This window comes from Paenibacillus oryzisoli (assembly GCF_001653565.1).
In the GTDB taxonomy this organism is placed as follows: domain Bacteria; phylum Bacillota; class Bacilli; order Paenibacillales; family NBRC-103111; genus Paenibacillus_E; species Paenibacillus_E oryzisoli.
In genome coordinates, this window is sequence record NZ_LYPB01000069.1 from 321,860 (window position 1) to 335,167 (window position 13,308).

Genomic DNA, 13,308 nt, shown 5'->3' on the forward strand with positions numbered 1-13,308 from the left:
TTCTATGACTCTCGCATCATCATAACCGATCCCATGTCACGATCCCATCGATTATGCTTAAACGAATCTTACAATATTGTAATGAAAAAGCATGTTCATAGCGTTTGAACATGCGCGATTCCCATCCATATACGTACTGCTGTTCCTTGTCCCTGCTCAGATTCAAGCTCGACGCGATGATCAAGTCGCAAGGCGATCTCCCGAACCAGATAGAGCCCCATGCCGGTAGATTCGCCGAACCGTCTTCCGTTTTCCCCTGTAAAATACGCGTCAAACACCCGCTTGATATCCTGTTTCGGGATGCCGACACCATGATCCCGAATCTCAAGAACCGCCTGCTGTCCGCGCACTTCGGAAGTAATCCTGATATGACTGCTTATGCCGGCCGAATACCGTACGGCATTGGTAATTAATTGGCCGAGCGCGAATGCGAGCCACTTGTCATCGGACATGACCATCAGTCCGTCATCCACTTGGATTTCCGGGAAAACCTTATTGCGGACCCACACATTTTTGTGTTCAGCTGCCACTTTTCCGACCAACTGACGAAGATCCACCGGCTCCGCCACGAAATCCTGCTCGAACGCATCCAACCGCGATGTATAGAGCACCGTGTCAAGCCCCTTCTTCAACTTATCTATTTCCTCTCGCATGCTGTCAAAAAAGGGATCGGTTTCTTGCTGAACCGCAAGGTGCATAACGGATAGCGGGGTTTTCATCTGGTGAACCCACTGATTGATAAAGGTGATATGGTCTGTTAGCTTCTTCCGGTACCTTTCTATATCGTTCTGATAGAGACGATACTTCTCCTGGAGCAGACGCCCAACTGCATCCGCGAGCGGTGCGTTCCCGATAGATCCAGTCGATTCGTCAATTGACGAAAGAGGACGAGTCAGCCTCTGATACATTTTAAAATGACGGAAATAACGGTATATCAAGTAAAAAGCGAACAAGGCCGTATTTACCAGGCAAATGTACGCAAGATCGAAGGTATTTCGGAAACCGGATAATCGGCACATATAAACCGTCAGCAGAAGCTGTCCGGCATACATAAACACTAACGGAACATGCTCTTTCCAAAACAGCCTCATGGCTCCTCCCTCCAGATAGGCCGCAGTTTATACCCGGTTCCCCGCACGGTCTCCAACGCTTCTTCAATGCCGAGATCGGATAATTTTTTGCGGATGCGTGTGATATTGACATTAAGCGTGTTGTCGTCAACGAATTGTTGACCATCCCACAGCTTCTCCAGAAGCCAATTGCGGCTGACCACCTTGGAACTGCTTTCCATTAGTAGTTCCATCAGCATAGATTCTTTATGACTGAGATCTACGGTTTTGCCAGATAAGGTTAGTTCAAATCTTTCTGGATACAAAACGAGTCCTGTGCATTCCACAGTCCGTTCCCTTTTGTTAGAAGCATATGAGCCATAAGCGCGACGAAGCTGGCTCTTAATCTTAGCCATTACGACTTCATAATCAAATGGCTTCGCGATATAATCGTCCGCCCCATTCTCCAGTGCCATAACCTGCTCCATCTTTCCGTCACGGGCAGAGATAAATAAAATCGGGCAGATGGATACCGTTCGGATTTGTCTGCACCAGTAATAGCCGTCGTAATGGGGCAGATTAACGTCGAGCAGCACGAGATCCGGACCAATGCGCCGGAACACATCCAGAACTTGGTCGAACTCATGGACCGCTTCCGCTCGGTACCCGTATTTCTCCATATATGATTGAAGCAGCTGCGCCAGCTTAAGATCATCTTCTACTATCAAGATACTAAACATAAGACTTGGCCCCTTCCGATTAAAAATACTAGATTAGATGAAGTACCATTGTAAGCTATTATAACCTTAAGCGGCACTCTTTCAAGCTGAAAAGAAACCGTTTTACAAGTCTTCTATTCCCGTAAGATCGAATTACAACATTGTAAGGTAGATGTAAGTCAAATCGATAGCTTAGGCCACTCTGGCAGGATAAGATTGGATCAAAATAATAGGATTTTTATAAAAGGAGAATCAAGATGAGGTTGTTTGAATTGTTGCTTTTGTTGTCGAACATCGGCTTGTTTGCATTAACAGTCTTATTAAAAAAAGGACAGCGTAGAATGCCAGTTTTCGTTGCAAGCGGGATCGCCGCACTTTTTTTGGTCATTCATTGGACGGTGGAAGGATTTAGAGTTCAGCTATTTTTCTTGTATGGCTTAACGATCATTTTTTTAGCCGTTTCAAGCTATCGTTATTTGAAAAAATCCAGCCCAACACAAATCCCGCGGTTCCTATTGTGTTTTGCTTATGCCGCTGTAGCGATCATGCTGGTCGCAACAGCGGGTCTTATGTATGCTTTTCCTGTGTTTCAATTATCTGAACCGACAGGCGAATTTAAGGTAGGTGTGCAATCGTTTCATTTCGTGGACACCAATAGGGAAGAGATGTATGGCGGAGCCGGAGGTGGCAAGAGAGAATTGATGGTTCAGGTCTGGTATCCGGCTCAAGCTGGGACCGACAAACATGCTCCTTTAATTCCCGATACCCGGATATTACGTTATATGGCCGCTAACTATGGCCTTCCCGGGTTTACTTTGCAGCACCTGAAGTACGTATCCAGTCATACGTATTCGGGGGGCGAAGTCTCTTCGGCACAGACTACCTACCCGCTGATCCTTGCGAATCCCGGCTTCGGCTCCTCCAGGTTCCTCCACACGTCGCAAGCCGAAAATCTCGCAAGTCATGGATATATCGTGGCCGTGATCGACCACACCTACAATACATTTGCAACGGAGTTTCCTGACGGTCGAATCACGACCAGCTCAACCAACGACTTATTCTCCCCCGACCATGATTACCGAACGGAAAGCGGGAATCGCGACAAGTTGGGGAAAATGTTAACCGATGATGTAACGTTTGTGCTGGACCAATTCGGACTCATCCAATCGGGACAGATGCCAAGTCCTCTAAAAGGGAGGATAGATTTAGGTCACGTCGGGGTTTTCGGTCATTCCATCGGCGGAGCAACGGCTTATGACGCTTCTTACGATCGGCGAATCACGGCTGGCATCGACTTGGATGGCGCGCTTTATCGACTGCGTGACCGAGAGAGTCTACGAAAGCCGTTTTTGTTCATGAACTCGGAAAGCGAATTCGAAAGTTTAAAGCTCGTGATGGATCACCACGTTTACACGGAGGAAGAACTTAAACGCATGGGTAACACGAGAGCGTGGATGGATCAAGTAACGGAAGACAAAAAGTTAGAACTTGAACGCATGCGCGAATCGGTCGCTTCAGGAGGGCAATTCCTCTATCTCGAAAACTCGGAGCATTTGAACTTTACCGACGTACAATTCATTTCTCCGATATTCAAATTGCTAGGTATCACTGGTAAGATTGCGCCACAAAGAGCGAACGCCATTATCAATGCCTACATGCTCGATTTCTTCGATATGTATCTGAAAAATCAAGGAGGAATCTTATTGAAAGGACCGGATAGCCGCTTTCCGGAGGTGAAGTTCGGCACATCCCCTCTACATGCGAAGTGACTGATGCAATATACCTATGCAGTAAGCCTAATACGATACTTAAGCATGGCCTGAAAGTCGCATATTCGACACTTGTTTACAATACATATAAACAAATAGTATTTACATAAATGTATCGTTAACTTATAATAGTCATAATTTGTAATAGTCATAATTTGTAAGGAAGTAGTAACTGTAAAGGGCAAACTTATCGAAAGGTAAGGGCGCAAAGTTATGGGCCTAAAGCTTCGAAGCTATGGCTGCCAAACCGCCAGTTTGTGATAGTAAGCCTATCCCGAACACTTTGGGATAGGTTTTTTTTATGCCTCTATCCCTACTGAGTTTCAAAAATATGTCGAAAAATGGGGGATATTCACAGATTATAGCGTTTTATATCAAAACAAATAGCATCTAAGGAGTGCAATTAATTTGAAGACCAAGAACTATTTCGGCAAAAATCTTTTATTCTCGATGTTGAATTTGCTAGTCATCGGAGTAGTGCTTATTTCCATCAGCGCTTATTTCCAGAATCAAATTTTAACAGATACGTTGAGAACGCAGACCCATAATATGACATCCGTATGGGCACAAAGCATAACTAATAAAGATGTCCAGGGAGCACTAAGCGATAAAAACTATGAAGCAAACGAACAGCAACGATTAACCAAGCAATTTGATAGTTATACTGCCTTCAATGCCAATGTAGCGCAAGCTTACATATTTGGGGTTGAGCTAGCGGATGGGAATAAAACGTCGTTGATCTCGTTCCCGAGTCACGTTGTTACAGCTTTTAAAGAAGCAGGTTTGAAAATCGGAGATATGTATGAGCAACCGAAAGAAATCGCCAACGGTTTAAAAAGCATGTTGAAAACCAAAACCGAGACCTTCACTTCCTACTATAAAGATGATTACGGTACATGGGTCAGCGTTCTTTATCCAATTATTGACGATAGTGGCAATGTTACAGCTTACTTTGGTGTAGATGTAGACGCAAAAGTGATTCCCGATGCTCAAAAATCGTTCCTCCTGAGTTCGATCATTTTACTCTTAATCGCCTTGGTGATTTGTGGCGGAGCGCAATATTGGGTGGCAAGAAGAACGCTTATGCCGATCAACCAATTAATGCGTGGAATAGAACAAGCCTCTAACGGAAAGTTCAATTTCACATTGGAGGAAAACGGCGGCTTCGGCGAATTAAATCAAAAATTCAATATGATGCTTTCTAACATTCGCGAAGTATTAACAAGCATTAAACAAACAGCTTCAAGTGTATCCAACGCTTCCAACGAACTGTTCAGCATTACGGAAGACAATCGTCACAGCATTGAGCTGATCACAACAGAAATTAGAGATATGAATACGCATGTCGACCAGCAAAAAAATTCTACAGAAGAATGCGGACGATCCGTTGAAGAAATCGCAGCTTCTTTGCAAGTCATTGCTCAAAACGCGACCGAAGTTGCCACTGCTTCTCATGCTATGAAAAATCTATCCGAAGAAGGCAATATGGCTGCTCAAACGATCTCGGATCAAATGGGTCGAATCAATACGAACTCGATTTCTACCGCAGGTACAATCAAGCTCCTTGAATCGAAATCAGAAGAGATTGGTAGCATTCTCAACCTCATTAAGGACTTAACTGCTCAAACCAATCTACTTGCATTGAACGCAAGTATTGAAGCTGCTCGGGCAGGCGAACATGGCAGAGGGTTCGCAGTTGTAGCTGCTGAGGTTCGCAAGCTTGCCGATCAATCAAAGAATTCGACAAGTCAGATTGAAACACTTGTTGCCGACATTCAATCAGAGACTCACAATACAGCTACATTCGTGGCACAAGGTACCAATGAGACCCAAAAAGGATTGGAAATTGCCAAAAGCACTGGAGAATCCTTTACTAATATTTTGGATGCATCGCAGGTCGTGTCGAATCAAGTTATCGATATTTCATCCGCTACACAAGAAATGTCTGCAAGTACAGAGCAAGTAACTGCCATGATGGGTGAATTGGGTGGAATTTCAAGGAAAACAGCGCAAAGTACTAACAAAATTATGGAATCGGTTCTGACACAGGAGTCATCTTTACAAAGCATTTCAACTTTCGCCAGCAATCTCTCAACGGTTGCAGTGGAATTGAGTGATATCGTAGGCAAATTTGATATCGAGATGAAGTGAATAAACGAATAGGAATTCCGGATTACATGGCGGTTATCGCCCTGTAATCCGTTCCAATATAATCGTTCACATATTGAGGAGAGTGACCATGCTGAATCTCGTCAAAGAAAAACCATCCATCTACAGTGAAATCAACCGCACGGACGAAGCCTACCCAGCAACAGAAACGATATCCTCCATCTTTCGGCACGTAGCAGCAAGGTACGCAAATAAAGTTGCAATCTCCCATGGTGACATTGACATTCTTTACGCTGATTTGTTCACAAAAAGCTCGCAGATTGCTAACGAATTAACCAATGCCGGCTGTCGTAAAGGCGATTTTGTTGGTATTTATATGGAGCGCAGCCCCGAAACCGTTATCTCCATTCTTGGCGTATTACGTATGGGCGGTGTCTATGTCCCCATTGACCCGGAGCATCCGATTGAACGCAATCGATACATCGTACAGAACGCCAGTTGCAAACAATTGATCATCAAGCAGCGCCATATTGAAACTGCTGCAGAGTTATGTCTTGCTTTAGGTATCGACACCCCGATTTCAATAGAAAGCTGTTTTGCGAATGGCGAAACCAGCTTCGAGGATGCGAACATCACGCCGGATGATTTGGCTTATGTGATTTACACCTCCGGCTCCACAGGCAATCCGAAAGGTACGCTGATCGCTCACAGAGGCGTTGTAAATCTTTCAAATACGTTCGCCAACAAATTGGAGATTTCAAGCGTAGACGTGCTTACTCAATTTTCTACTTTTAGTTTTGACGCCTCAATTTTAGATACGTTCAACTGCTTACTGAACGGTGCAACGCTTGCTATTTTAACTAAAGATGAGCAATTAACTCCTGACCTTTTTTTGTCACTTCTTGAAAGCAAAAAAATAACTATCATTGGTTGTATTCCCACATCTGTTTTTAATCGCCTAACCGAGACAACAATCCCCAATCCAAAATCAATGTGGCAAACGGTAAGAAATATTACCGTAGGCGGAGAAGCACTCCTCACCGATCATGTACGCAAGTTCCAAGACAAGTTTGGTATGGATACCGTCATTTTTAACGCTTATGGACCAACAGAGTGCACAGTCGTTACAACGACCTTTAAAATAACTGAATATTGGAATAGTAATTCCATAACTGTCCCTATCGGTTCCCCTATTGGCAATTACAAAATTTATGTAGTTAAATCTGACGGGACGCTGGCCGAAGTCGGGGAAGAAGGAGAGCTTTTCATTGAATCTTTTGCCCTCGCCAAAGGATATTTGAATCTCCCTGACAAAACGAACGAAGTTTTCGTTACTAACCCATTCAGCAGCGCTCCCAATTCCAAAATTTATAAATCGGGTGATATCGTCAAGGTTCTATCCGATGGCAATCTCGAATTTCAATACCGAAAAGACGGGCAATTAAAACTGCGCGGCTTCCGCATTGAAATTGGTGAAATTGAGAACGCTTTGTCCAAGCATCCTTCCATTCTCGATGCCAGCGTAGTCGCTATCCAAGAAAACAATACAGTGAAGCATCTTTCTTGCTTTTACTCAATCAAATCCGTGGTTTCCAGCGCAGAGCTGCGCGCGCATTTAAAATCGTACGTCCCCTATTATATGATTCCTAGCTTTTTTTATTGCCTAGAGGAAATACCGCTCTCACCAACTGGCAAAGTAGACAGGAAAAAGCTACTCGCCATGGATAATATCGATCTCGCAGAGACGAATACGCCATTTGAAGAACCCATTGGCGAATTAGAGTTTGACATTGCATCGGTTTGGGCTAAAACGCTAGGACTTACGCGAGTTGGCCGCAATGAAAGTTTCTTCGAGATTGGCGGAGACTCTCTAGGTGTTATGGCTGTTCTATCTTCTTTGAAACAGGATTACCTCAACTTGAGAATGAATGATTTGTATGAACATCCAACCGTGAAAGATTTGGCTGCCTACATATCTATCTTATCCCGTGACGCTGATGAAATTGAAGAAACGCCTTTCACCGAGTACAAGCTACTTAGGGAGCTGCCCATACTTCCGAAGGTGCAGTTTCATGGTCAAGACGGTTTAGGTTCAAACATTTTGCTAACTGGCGCAACCGGATATTTGGGATCACATTTGATATATGAGCTGTTGACAACCACTGATGCTAATCTCCACTTGCTTGTTCGCCCCAAATTGGGTCATAACGGGATAGCTCGGGTTTGGGAAATTTTAGACGCCTATTGGGGGCAAACGTTTTTTGCCAAGTATACGAATAGGATTTTCGTACTCGAGGGTGATTTGGCTAATGCTGACTTAGGCTTGGCGGCCGAAGACCGTAAGTTTGTTTCTACTAAAATCACTTCAATTATCCATGCTGGTGCGGATGTAAGACATTTTGGCAATATGGATGATTTTCATGCAACCAATGTGATTGGCACTCAAAACCTATTGCGATTGGTACACGATAGGCCGACTGTTTCCTTCCACTTCATTTCCACATTAGGCATACCCGAAGATATGGCCTCATCCGGGCATTGGGAAACCGTTTCGCAAAGTTCTCAGGACTTTTATAGCTTTCAACTGGAAAATGTATATACAAACAGTAAGCTTCTAGCAGAAAAAAGCGTTATGAATGCCATTATGGCTGGGTTACCATGTTCGATATATCGAGCAGGCAATTTGTCCTGCCACAGTGTATCTGGTCGCTTCCAACAAAATATGCATGAAAACTATTTCTACCGTATGATCAAGGCATTCCTGCTTCTAGGTAAAGCGCCTATCGTAGACGCCTATTTGGATATCTCCCCCATAGACTTTGCAAGCAACTTTATGGCTTCCTTAATGAAGCAGCGAACTTTCGGTGAAATCTACCACATTTGCAATCCGATTCAAGAACATTATGATGCTTTGATTGGATCGCTGAGAGAACTAGGCTATGCGATTGACCTCTTACCGCAAAAAGAGTTTGAAAGATGGGTCATCACCGAAGGCAACAACATCAGTAAGGAAGCCGTTCAATTAGCAATTCCATTATTGGAAGGCGACGGGGTTCGCACCTCACCGTACCTTTATAGCTGCGAGAGCACCATTCAGAAGGCTAGTCTTTTAACCCAATTGCCAAGCTTGAGAGCGTTGGTAACGGCAATGGTCGAACATGCAGTCGATCGCGGATATTTCCCCAAACCGTAGTAGCAAGTCATCATACCGAATAACTAATCGAAAAAGTGAACGTTAAAAGGGGCAGACAAATTTTTAATTTGACCTGCCCCTTTTAACTAAACACTCTCTACAATTAAAACCCCGGCGCCACAATTTTACCTGTGCGATGGCGGCATTATCTGTAAAGAACGCTATGGAGGTCGTCTCCGGATTGAAATTATAATCTGTTCCGTCTGACAATACTCCCTTAACAGAGAGCTGAAGCTGGTCTCCTACCTTGTTGGAGGAAGGGGCGAAATATTCATCCCATTTGGAAGCATCCAAATTGGCCTGCTCCTGGTTGGTATAGAAGCGAACCTCCGAGAACCCATTCCAGCCATCCTTCGTTGGACCATAACCATACGACTGAAGCCTGATATAGCGGGTTTGAACATTTCCTAGATAACCTGACACGGACATCGAATGCACATTTACTTTATTCCCTAGATCGTAGCGGATCCATTTCACCTCACCTTGACTTGTCGCCGACCATCTAGTGTTCAGATCATTATCAATTGTCCGATCTGGCGTGTTCACGTTAGCATAACCATCATTAGCATCCACATAAGTTACAGGAATCCATGTAGGCACGAATTCCACTTCCGCCTCGCCTTCAATGGATACTTTGAGTCCAGCCAGCTGCTGTAAGGCGTTGTCCGAGTTCTGGTCTTCCACAAACGTAAACGTGTAAATACCAACTCCATCAATGTTCAGAACAGTCGCTTCTGTTCTCGAGCCTGTGTAACCGTAAAGCTTGTTCCGTCCCCAAGCTCGAGATCAATAACCGGAATATGCCCGTCCTCTGGCAGTAAAAGTCGGTAGTCCTTCTGCTTCGGATTGAAAAATGCGGCATATTCTCCGTCCACCTTCAAACGGAGGTTCAGCAGATTGAACAGCTCTTCCTTTAGTGCTGCATCATCATTGCCTGAGAAATGAAAAGGGAAATCACTATAAACTAGCAGTCCTGACGAGTCCCGAAGCACATGTACCCCGAGTGCCTCAGCCAGTTTATCCTCTGCAAGTGTAGTAACACCGTTAACCAATGCGCATTCGCTTTACTATCAAGACGTGTAATATGGACGGTGTACACCATCACCCGTTGCTCCTTGGAAATCACGGCAATGGTAACCGGATTGTCCCCCACCACCAAGGAAGCCATATAGGTCGTACCCGTTACATGGGGGCTACCATTGATCGTCATATGATCGTAGAAACTGGAGGATGAGGCAGCACAACACTCATTCCAGAATCATCTGCAGCCAGTGCAGGTGCTACCGTTCCAAGAAACAAACTGAAAAACATACAAAATGCCAAAATACCTGAAACTCTTTTTTTCCAAAATTTCACTAACATTAGGAGTACCTCCAAATTACTCTATTCGAATGCATGATGTAAGCGGTTGCAGTTCTTCCTAATTTTCGTTCCTTTCTAACATTGCGATGATTTGTGTTTCTGCTTAACGAAAGAATAACATACATAGGCATGAACTTTTCGGACAGGGCGATCTTATATTAATTGCTCCAATGTGCGAATAATTCTAATTTTGCATAGAAGTCCTCTAATAGAAACCGCGAATCCACATTCCGGTATACCCGTATTTTACGATTTTCTGGTTTGGGTCTATAACCCATCTCTGAATAAAAAATGCCAGTACACAGGTACTCCTGTGTCTGGCATCTTTTTATTGTTCTTACATTTCACATTTTTTTACGAGAATGACTCAAACAAGCTGCCCTGCGTTCATTTCCTGAACGAACTACGTTCGCTGCACGAGTCAGCAAGCTTTACTCTTTCGAAGAAGTGCTCCCCGCCCACTTGACCTCCCTTGAGTACAACCTCAAGTCCATCAAACTGCGAGTCCGAAGAATACGCGCGGCATAGCGGACCGCCCGGCTCCAGAGCAGCCTTGCAGGAGAGGGCATATATGCCCAGCTCGCGCGTAATGTAGCCCGACGTATCGCCGCCAGCAATCAGTATCCGGGACAAACCCATGTCCGCCACGATTTGGCGAGTCAACGTGCCAAGCACTTTGCCGAGGAGAGGACCGCTATCCTCCGCTCGCAGTCCTTGCTCGGCCAACGTCTCACGGATCAGAGCGATCGTCCCATCCTGCGGGCCCGATGCGGAGTACACCACAACACTCCGTCCACTCTCCAGCGCAGCCTGCACGTCAACCAGCAAGCTTGCGTATGCCTCTGCAGCTAATGCAGGCCGCAGCAGAGCATCAACAGGGACGCGAATCCCCATGAAGCCAGCTTCAATAGCACGCTGGATTTGTTTTTCTGTGATTGGCGAGCAGCTGCCTGAAACAACAAACAGGCGGTCTACTGCCTTGACGTCTTCCTGCGCCTTCCCTTGGAAGGCGGAAGCCAGCAATTCATCCGCCCTCCAGGCAGCGGTAAGCGCATATTCAATTCCGGATGAGCCGACCACGAATAGTCCTTCACCAGACTCGGCTTCCTCCCAGATCAGCCTGCCTGTCGTTTGGAGCCTCTGCTCATCGAGCACGTCGAACACCACGATGTCCGGCTGCTCCGCTTGGATCTGATGGGCAAGTCTTCCCTTTACCTCCTCATAAGCGCCTTCGAGCGCAAGGAGATCAAAAGAAGTCGAACGCAGCAGCGTCTGCTCGTGCAAATGCTTCCGCAAGTCTGCCTCTGCCATCGGCGTCACCGGATGTCTAGCCATCGTCGGATGGCGGTCCAACCGATGAATCTCTGCTCCCGTTCCTACCCCAGTTCCGGCAAAATGTTGACCAAAGACGGTGTACCTCCGCAGATAGGGAACACCGACTACTAGCGGTATATACCGTCCGCCGAATACTTCCCGACCGATCTCCATCGCTTTCCCAATGCTGCCAATACCAGGTGATGAATCAAAGGTCGAGCAAATTTTGTAATGGATGACAGCGGCTCCCGCTGTTTGTAAAGTGGCAAAAATCGGCCGTAGTTCCCGCTCCATCTCCTCGGGAGACAAGGATCTTCCAACACCCGCGACACCAAAGCAAGCGACATCACGAAACTGTGTATTCAGCCTCTCCGGTGAGGGCGGTTCAAGGAACAGAACCGTGGACAGTCCCGCCGCAAATAAAGCTTCCAACACGTCCGTTGAACCCGTGAAATCATCGCCATAATAGCATAACAGCCGCCCTACCTGATCTTGACCTTGGTCATCTCCCTGCGTATTCATCGAAGAATCAACCTCTTCCATATTTCTCAATCGCCCGTCGCAGTGCGGGATGCTGTGCCGCATACGCCTCTAGGGGGATGCCCTGAACAGCAGCTTCCCACCCCAGCTTCATGCTTTCAAAGCCTGCCGCTGGTCCATCGGGATGCGCTAGCATCCCTCCGCCGGCCAGATGCATCACATCGACGGATCGCGTAGCTTCGTAAGTAGCAGGGGCCGTTCCGGCCCACTGCATCGAAGATACGACAGGCAGTGTGTTATAGCCGCCTAATAGCGGCGTAGTGCAAGCCTCGATGGAACGGAGCACAGATTCGTTGCTTTCATAGAACTTGCTGTTCAGGCCGTTGACATGAAGATGATCGGCTCCAGCCAGACGGCATAGCTTCTGATACGCCGTAAATTCAATCCCCAGCAGCGGGCTGCGCGTCAGCATGCCCCATTGATTGCGGTGACCGTGAATCGGCACTTCACTAAAGCTGTTCAAGTAAGCGAGCCCGCTTAATCCTACGCTTAGGATGCTAACCATTACACTGGTGCCGCCTGCTCCCACGACGATGTCGTGATTGCGGCGCAGTTCATCTATATCGCCGGTAATATTAAAAGCGTACATCAGCTTCTTCCCGGTCGCGTCTGCTGCGCGTTCAATCGCTTCCATGACAGCCTTGACTTTTTGCTCCAAAGGAGCAAAAGGCGGATTCGCATTTAATTCATCATCTTTTATAAAGTCCATTCCGGCTCTTGCCAGTTTCTCTACCAACTCCGATAATTGCTCTGTGGATAGCCCAATGCTAGGCTTAACAATGGTCCCAAGAATAGGACGGTCATACACACCCGTCAGCTTTCGAGTACCTTCAATCCCGAACTTCGGCCCAGGGTAACGGGCAGCGAAAGCATCCGGCAGCTCTAGATCAAGCAGACGTAATCCCGACAACTCTTGTAATTCGTATAAATTTCCCGCTACAGCGGATAATAGATTAGGTATCGAGGGACCGAAATTATGAAGCGGGAATGACACCGTCACGCGGCCTTGCCGATACTTGCCATTATGCCCAGCCGGTGGCTTCGCACCCGGCAATGATGGCTCATCAACTTCACCGATCTCTTCAATATGCTCCACGTTAGCGCCGAATCTCGCTTTCAGTTCATCCGTCTCTCCCGGTACGGATGTAAAGGTTCCCGTGGATTGCTCCCCCGCAATCGTGGCGGCTGCTCGCTCCAAGGTATATGGCGTTTCTACCAAATAAGTAGCTGTGACACGTTCCTGACTCATTCTG

General features: G+C 46.3%; 11 protein-coding genes and 1 riboswitch. Of the genes, 3 read left to right on the top strand and 8 right to left on the bottom strand.

Features of this window, described 5'->3' with window-relative positions; translation table 11 throughout:
- Positions 1-95: 95 nt before the first annotated feature.
- A complete protein-coding gene (locus A8708_RS15900; RefSeq protein ID WP_068665063.1) occupies positions 96-1,091 on the bottom strand; it encodes a sensor histidine kinase in 996 nt (331 codons plus the stop codon).
- Complete coding sequence (locus A8708_RS15905) at positions 1,088-1,789, bottom strand: response regulator transcription factor (RefSeq protein ID WP_068665065.1); 702 nt, start codon at positions 1,787-1,789, stop codon at positions 1,088-1,090. The genes A8708_RS15900 and A8708_RS15905 overlap by 4 nt, the downstream gene beginning before the upstream one ends.
- Before the next feature lie 236 nt (positions 1,790-2,025).
- Here A8708_RS15905 and A8708_RS15910 point away from each other — a divergent pair, with 236 nt between their 5' ends.
- From A8708_RS15910 to A8708_RS15920, 3 genes are all read left to right on the top strand, one after another.
- On the top strand, positions 2,026-3,537 hold the full coding sequence (locus A8708_RS15910) for an alpha/beta hydrolase family protein (RefSeq protein WP_068665068.1): 1,512 nt from the start codon (positions 2,026-2,028) through the stop codon (positions 3,535-3,537).
- Between the two features lie 170 nt (positions 3,538-3,707).
- Positions 3,708-3,792: riboswitch (cyclic di-GMP riboswitch) on the top strand.
- Positions 3,793-3,945: 153 nt separating this feature from the next.
- On the top strand, positions 3,946-5,688 hold the full coding sequence (locus tag A8708_RS15915) for a methyl-accepting chemotaxis protein (RefSeq protein WP_082927541.1): 1,743 nt from the start codon (positions 3,946-3,948) through the stop codon (positions 5,686-5,688).
- 88 nt (positions 5,689-5,776) lie between these two features.
- Positions 5,777-8,839: an amino acid adenylation domain-containing protein gene (locus A8708_RS15920; RefSeq protein ID WP_068665069.1), complete on the top strand. Its 3,063-nt coding sequence runs from the start codon at positions 5,777-5,779 to the stop codon at positions 8,837-8,839.
- A gap of 63 nt (positions 8,840-8,902) precedes the next feature.
- Here A8708_RS15920 and A8708_RS15925 read toward each other — a convergent pair whose 3' ends face one another.
- From A8708_RS15925 to A8708_RS15940, 6 genes are all read right to left on the bottom strand, one after another.
- On the bottom strand, positions 8,903-9,523 hold the full coding sequence (locus tag A8708_RS15925) for a discoidin/SUN/FTP domain-containing protein (RefSeq protein WP_068665072.1): 621 nt from the start codon (positions 9,521-9,523) through the stop codon (positions 8,903-8,905).
- Positions 9,524-9,558: 35 nt separating this feature from the next.
- Positions 9,559-9,891, bottom strand: a complete 333-nt coding sequence (locus A8708_RS15930) for a hypothetical protein (RefSeq protein ID WP_068665074.1) — start codon at positions 9,889-9,891, stop codon at positions 9,559-9,561.
- Complete coding sequence (locus A8708_RS37090; protein WP_157264808.1) at positions 9,804-10,049, bottom strand: hypothetical protein; 246 nt, start codon at positions 10,047-10,049, stop codon at positions 9,804-9,806. The genes A8708_RS15930 and A8708_RS37090 overlap by 88 nt, the downstream gene beginning before the upstream one ends.
- Positions 10,046-10,201, bottom strand: a complete 156-nt coding sequence (locus A8708_RS35480; protein ID WP_157264810.1) for a hypothetical protein — start codon at positions 10,199-10,201, stop codon at positions 10,046-10,048. Before A8708_RS35480 ends, A8708_RS37090 begins: the two co-directional genes overlap by 4 nt.
- A 387-nt stretch (positions 10,202-10,588) precedes the next feature.
- Positions 10,589-12,037 (bottom strand): four-carbon acid sugar kinase family protein, encoded by a 1,449-nt coding sequence (locus A8708_RS15935; RefSeq protein WP_068665076.1) that lies wholly within the window; start codon positions 12,035-12,037, stop codon positions 10,589-10,591.
- A 7-nt stretch (positions 12,038-12,044) separates the two neighbouring features.
- Positions 12,045-13,304, bottom strand: coding sequence for a ribulose-bisphosphate carboxylase large subunit family protein (locus tag A8708_RS15940; RefSeq protein WP_068665078.1), 1,260 nt, complete (start codon positions 13,302-13,304; stop codon positions 12,045-12,047).
- Positions 13,305-13,308: the final 4 nt, after the last annotated feature.

Excerpts from the sequence above, each read along its gene's own strand:
- A8708_RS37090 (WP_157264808.1), bottom strand. The coding sequence starts at position 10,049 with ATGACGATCAATGGTAGCCCCCATGTAACGGGTACGACCTATATGGCT.
- A8708_RS15905 (WP_068665065.1), bottom strand. The coding sequence starts at position 1,789 with ATGTTTAGTATCTTGATAGTAGAAGATGATCTTAAGCTGGCGCAGCTG.
- A8708_RS15935 (WP_068665076.1), bottom strand. The coding sequence starts at position 12,037 with ATGAATACGCAGGGAGATGACCAAGGTCAAGATCAGGTAGGGCGGCTG.
- A8708_RS35480 (WP_157264810.1), bottom strand. The coding sequence starts at position 10,201 with ATGTTAGTGAAATTTTGGAAAAAAAGAGTTTCAGGTATTTTGGCATTT.
- A8708_RS15940 (WP_068665078.1), bottom strand. The coding sequence starts at position 13,304 with ATGAGTCAGGAACGTGTCACAGCTACTTATTTGGTAGAAACGCCATAT.
- A8708_RS15910 (WP_068665068.1), top strand. The coding sequence starts at position 2,026 with ATGAGGTTGTTTGAATTGTTGCTTTTGTTGTCGAACATCGGCTTGTTT.
- A8708_RS15920 (WP_068665069.1), top strand. The coding sequence starts at position 5,777 with ATGCTGAATCTCGTCAAAGAAAAACCATCCATCTACAGTGAAATCAAC.
- A8708_RS15900 (WP_068665063.1), bottom strand. The coding sequence starts at position 1,091 with ATGAGGCTGTTTTGGAAAGAGCATGTTCCGTTAGTGTTTATGTATGCC.